Origin of the sequence: Streptomyces sp. NRRL F-2664 (assembly GCF_000719345.1) — a bacterium.
GTDB lineage: Bacteria > Actinomycetota > Actinomycetes > Streptomycetales > Streptomycetaceae > Streptomyces.
Genome location: NZ_JOFX01000228.1, coordinates 1 through 1,154 on the forward strand (window position 1 = coordinate 1; position 1,154 = coordinate 1,154).

The window sequence follows — 1,154 nt, forward strand, 5'->3', positions numbered from 1 at the left end:
GACAAGGCCTATCAGGGAGCCGGCGGCCTGGTGGCCGTGCCCGCCCGGAGAAAGCCGGGCAAGGACCTCACCATCAAACAGAAGTCCGTCAACCGGGCCGACTCCCGCCTCCGCTGGCCCGTCGAGAGAACCATCGCCCGCATCAAGACCTGGCGCATCCTTCGCAAAGCCCGCCTCAGCCCCAGCAGACTCACGTCAATCGCCAGAGCCATCCTCACCCTGGAGACTCACCGCTGAAAACGCTCAGTCTGTGCCGGCCAGCCGTCCTCCGTGCGACCCGGCGACGTCCGCAGCCCGCCCCCTCGCGCTTGAGAACGGTATGGACGCGCCATAGGTGCCTCGGGAACGCTGGTGCACGGCGGTGATCTTTTCGGTCAGCTCCGCGTCTTGCACTTCCCGGGGACCGGGCTGCCGTTGCGACGGGCGTAGTAGGCGGTCCGGGAGACCTTAAGCAGTACACACGCCCGTTTGACGCTGTGGCCTGCGCTTTTCTCCGCCTCGATGAACGGGTCCACGCTCACCGGGTCTCCGTGGCGAAAAAAGCCGTCGCACGCTGGAGGACGTCCACGTCCTCCCCCAGCCTGCAGTTCTCACGCCGAAGAGCCGCCAACTCCTCGCGTTCGCTGCTGGCCAGACCGTCGCGTTAACCAGCATCGACCTGGACCTGGCGGGCCCAGTCGCGCACCGCGGTCTCGGTCAGGTCGCAGTCCTTGGCGACCTGACCGACCGAGCGGTCACCCCGCCGGCACAGCTCACCGATCTCGGCCTTGAACTCCGGCATAAACGAACGCCGAGGACGCGCCTTCTTCTTTCCCATGCTCTCCATGAGCTTCTTCGAGTTGGCCAGCGATCGGGTGACAGGCAAGAGGTCGTAACGGACAAGGCTCCCGGACAGTTGGGCGGGAGATCTCACGTCTCAACTCGTCTACCAGGCAGCCTTGTTGCCTGTTAAAGCGAGTATTGGATTGTGATCAATCTGCGGGTTTCGCCCTCCTGGTCGCGCCGGATCCGGTAGATCATGTTGTGTGAAGCGCGTGCAACTGGCTGGTGCCGACGGGGAGTTCATTTGGCCGTACCTGCCGGCGGCGAGTGCGGCCCGTGCCCCGAGCGGCGGTGACGGCAGTTCGAGGGCGTGATCTGGCGATTTCGGACGG

Annotated in this window: 2 protein-coding genes; one reads left to right on the forward strand and one right to left on the reverse strand. The window is 65.2% G+C overall.

Annotated elements, in window-relative coordinates; translation table 11 throughout:
* Nucleotides 1-237 (forward strand): transposase family protein (locus tag IF89_RS0135480; RefSeq protein ID WP_030777299.1); only part of this gene is annotated, 237 nt, incomplete at its 5' end.
* A gap of 406 nt (nt 238-643) precedes the next feature.
* On the opposite strand, the gene IF89_RS46775 is transcribed toward IF89_RS0135480, so the two are convergent.
* On the reverse strand, nt 644-826 hold the full coding sequence (locus tag IF89_RS46775; RefSeq protein ID WP_158718147.1) for a hypothetical protein: 183 nt from the start codon (nt 824-826) through the stop codon (nt 644-646).
* Between the last annotated feature and the right edge of the window lie 328 nt (nt 827-1,154).